The sequence below is a fragment of the Rhodopirellula maiorica SM1 genome, from assembly GCF_000346295.1.
GTDB lineage: Bacteria > Planctomycetota > Planctomycetia > Pirellulales > Pirellulaceae > Novipirellula > Novipirellula maiorica.
On record NZ_ANOG01000793.1, the window covers coordinates 1 to 3,348 of the forward strand.

Genomic DNA, 3,348 nt, shown 5'->3' on the forward strand with positions numbered 1-3,348 from the left:
GGCGATTCACGTTTTCCCCAACCGACGTCGTCACCGAGAAACAGACTGCTGCCGCCCAGTTGGGCCATCCCCGTTTCAAAACTGACTCGTGTTCGCAAACTCGGTTTTTGAAACAACAAGGCAAGCACACGACGCTCTAAGATCGATGGACGATCACCCGCAGCCAACCGCTGTTTTAGCGAAAGCGATGTCGCAAGAATACTTCGTAGATCGTCAACTTCGATATCGAATAGACTTAGTAGGTGTTGCACGGCAACGGCCTCTTCGTTGTGTTTAAATTCGTAAAAGTTTTGTGATGGTTTCAATCAGCAGGGACAGTAATGCTAGGCCGACAATTCCGTCGAACTTTGCTCGATCGCCTGCATCGTTTCGACGAGTCGTTCCAATAACGCGTGGCGGTCTTCGTCGCTGAAGTGGATCGGAGGTTGCAATCGGATCGAAGTTTCCCCGGCCGGTTCAATGCGAAGTCCGTTGCGGGCCGCAGCGCTGACCATTTCGGTCGCGGCCAAGTCGGTTTCGATGCCGATCGTCATTCCGGTGACATGAATGTCGCGAATAAATTCAAAGCCCGCGATCGCTTCGGCCAACGCAACCGCAAAGGTTTGAGCCGACTCGCTAACAGCATGAGGCAATCGGAGTCGCGAAAGTTCGTCGAGCATCGCGATGACGACATTCCGCTGCATCGGATAGTTTATCGATTGTTGGATCGGGTGGCCGGTAAGTCGCTCGGACGCAATCAGTAATCCACCGGGCAAACCGCTAAACAAACCGGCAGCGACCACGATGCCATCAACCGGAATGTCACAGAGCGATGTATAGGAGAAACAGGATCCGCTGGCTCCGAAACATAATCTTGATTCGTCGATCAACAACATCAAATCGCGTTGGTCACAAACTTGGCGAACTTTGCTGAGATAGTTGGCGTCCAGAGGGCGAGCGGCATTGCTAAGATTCACAGGGGACAGCAGCACTGCGGCGGTCGATTCGTCGATTGCCGATTCCAGAGCCTTTAAATCGTTGGGTTTGACATGATCAAACCCGGCCACCATGGGGCCGAAGCCTTGATGTAACGAGGGTTGGCCGCTGGCCGAACGGCACAACGCAGTCCGGCCATGATCGGCCCCCGCCAACGCGATGGTGCGATAGCTGGTTTCCGCATTGCGGGTTCGCGCAAATGTGACCATCGCCTCGATCGCAAGATCGGCGTCGGAAAACAATAAACACGAATCGGCGGCAATCGCGTTCTGATTGTCGGTGGACTGCAACATTTGCCGAATTGCCACCGCAAGCTCGGGCTGTTCGTCGTCGGCGATCTCCAGCGTTTGCGAGGCGTCACCGAGATAAGCACCGGCTGTCTGACGAATCGCATCGGCGATTGCTTCGCACCCAAGTCCCACGGCGGAAACGCGGCCCGCCATCGCATCGACCCAAGGTTGCCCCGCCGCGTCTTGGCAGCGAACGCCTTCGGCGTGCGCCCGTCGCGATGCCCATGCGGGAGCGAAATGGGGAGCTGGCGTGGCGACGCGAATGGCTGGAGCCGTATCGGCTGCAGCGACTAGCGGTTCATCTACTTGATTCCGTTCGTCAGCGACTTCATCTTCCTGGTCGTCTTGGTCTTCGTCGAACTCTTCATCTTCGTCAACTTCATCGTCTTCCCCGTCCTCCTCGTACTCATCCTCCTCATCATCGTCGTCCTCGTCCTCGTCCTCCACATCGTCATCGTCGAGTTCGTCCTCGAGTTCTGCACTGACGATGGTTTCGTCGATCGCCGATGCGTCTTGGACGAGTTCCGTTTCCTCGGCAAACTCGTGTTCGTCACTTTGCCGCGTTGGCGATAGATCGCTGGACTCGTCGGGCGCTTCGTCGCTCGGCCTTGCAGGTTCGCTCATGAGGGTGCTTTAAAGAGACGTAAAAAACAAAAAACGACGGCCAACCCGCTCGGTTTAGCGAGCGGGTTTCCGTCTGCTGAGTTTGGAAAATGAGAGGAAAGGATCGATTTTAAGTCGTAGCGACCTCACCCTTATGGATGTATTTCGGTTCCCACGCCCTTTGTCGTGAAGATTTCGAGCAGCAACGAGTGACGCAGTCTACCATCAATGATGTGCACCTTCTTGACACCACGACCAAGTGTTTCCAAACAGGCTTCGACTTTCGGAATCATTCCCGAATTAATAACGCCGGTTTGAATCAGTTCGCGTGCTTCGGCAGAAGAGAGCGAATGAATGATCGTCTCGGGATCGTCTTTGTCGCGCCGGACGCCGTTGACGTCAGATAAGAAAACGAGTTTGTCCGCACCAAGGGCTTGTGCGACGGCCATCGCAGCAGTGTCGGCATTGACATTGTAGTGTTGCCCGTCGTCACCTTCGCACATCGATGGGATCACGGGAACTTGGTCGGTGTACGACAAGCCCTCGATCACATTGCGGTCGACACGAGTGACTTCTCCGACGAACCCGAGGTCTTCGTCGGGCTGATCCACCAATTTTTTCCCAAACAGCACGTTGGTGGTTTTGAAAGACAAATTCATTGCCCGTCCGCCCAGTCGCTCAATTTCTTGAGTCAAAGAGACGTTCAGCTCTCCGGCCAGCACTTTTTCGACTGCCGCCAAGGTAGCCGCATCGGTGACCCGGCGGCCGCGAACGAAATTGGGGGCGATGCCAGATTCGGCCAATTCGCGGTTGATCGCCTTGCCACCGCCGTGCACCAATACCGGTTTCATCCCCACCGATTCCATGAAAATCACGTCCAACAGGATGTGCATCAACTCTTGGGGGTCATCCAGAATGCTGCCGCCGAGCTTGATGACCGTTGTTTTTCCTCGGAATTGACGAATCCATCCCATCGCTTCGATCAGGGTGTTCGCTTTGGAGATCGCTTCATCCAAGGTAAAGTCGCCAATATGGTCGACGTTTTTGATCGAATCAGGCACTTCCGCTCGCTTCTTGTCTGTTGGATTTGAATTTGGACTGATTTTCGTGGCCTTTCCGCAGACGGAAAAACCGATCAATTTAGATGCGGCCACCCAGAGGGTCAATTGAGATGGCCAGCAAACAGCAAAACAGTGGGTCTAGTTAAGGAAAATAATGCAAAAACAACGTTTAGCCGTGGTCGGTGGCGGCCAGATGGGACGAGCACTCGTGTGTGGGATGCTCGATAATCAGGTGATCCACGATGCCGATGTGGTGATTGTCGACCACAATGTGGCCAGCCGCCAATGGTGGGGGGAAAACCGGCCCGATGTTTCGGTTTGCCCTGATCTGAACGAAGCGGTCAAGGACGCCGACACGGTGCTGTTGGCCGTCAAACCCAAGGTGATTGGCAAGGTTGCCCAACAATCCGAGTCGTTGT

Annotated in this window: 3 protein-coding genes and 1 pseudogene; 1 reads left to right on the forward strand and 3 read right to left on the reverse strand. The window is 54.7% G+C overall.

Going from position 1 to position 3,348, the window contains the following annotated elements:
- The 3 genes and pseudogenes from RMSM_RS25775 to argB form a co-directional block, all read right to left on the reverse strand.
- Positions 1-251 (reverse strand): annotated as a pseudogene (locus RMSM_RS25775) (ornithine carbamoyltransferase); the annotation flags it as partial.
- A 72-nt stretch (positions 252-323) separates the two neighbouring features.
- On the reverse strand, positions 324-1,889 hold the full coding sequence (locus tag RMSM_RS25780) for an aminotransferase class III-fold pyridoxal phosphate-dependent enzyme (RefSeq protein ID WP_008703616.1): 1,566 nt from the start codon (positions 1,887-1,889) through the stop codon (positions 324-326).
- Positions 1,890-2,020: 131 nt separating this feature from the next.
- On the reverse strand, positions 2,021-2,884 hold the full coding sequence (gene argB, locus RMSM_RS25785; protein ID WP_040769411.1) for an acetylglutamate kinase: 864 nt from the start codon (positions 2,882-2,884) through the stop codon (positions 2,021-2,023).
- A gap of 199 nt (positions 2,885-3,083) precedes the next feature.
- Between argB and RMSM_RS25790 the strand changes: the two genes are divergently transcribed.
- The coding region (locus tag RMSM_RS25790; RefSeq protein WP_008703620.1) for a pyrroline-5-carboxylate reductase family protein at positions 3,084-3,348 on the forward strand (265 nt) is incomplete at its 3' end.

What these genes read in the sequence shown, in the direction of transcription:
- RMSM_RS25780 (WP_008703616.1), bottom strand. Translation starts at nt 1,889, where the DNA reads ATGAGCGAACCTGCAAGGCCGAGCGACGAAGCGCCCGACGAGTCCAGC.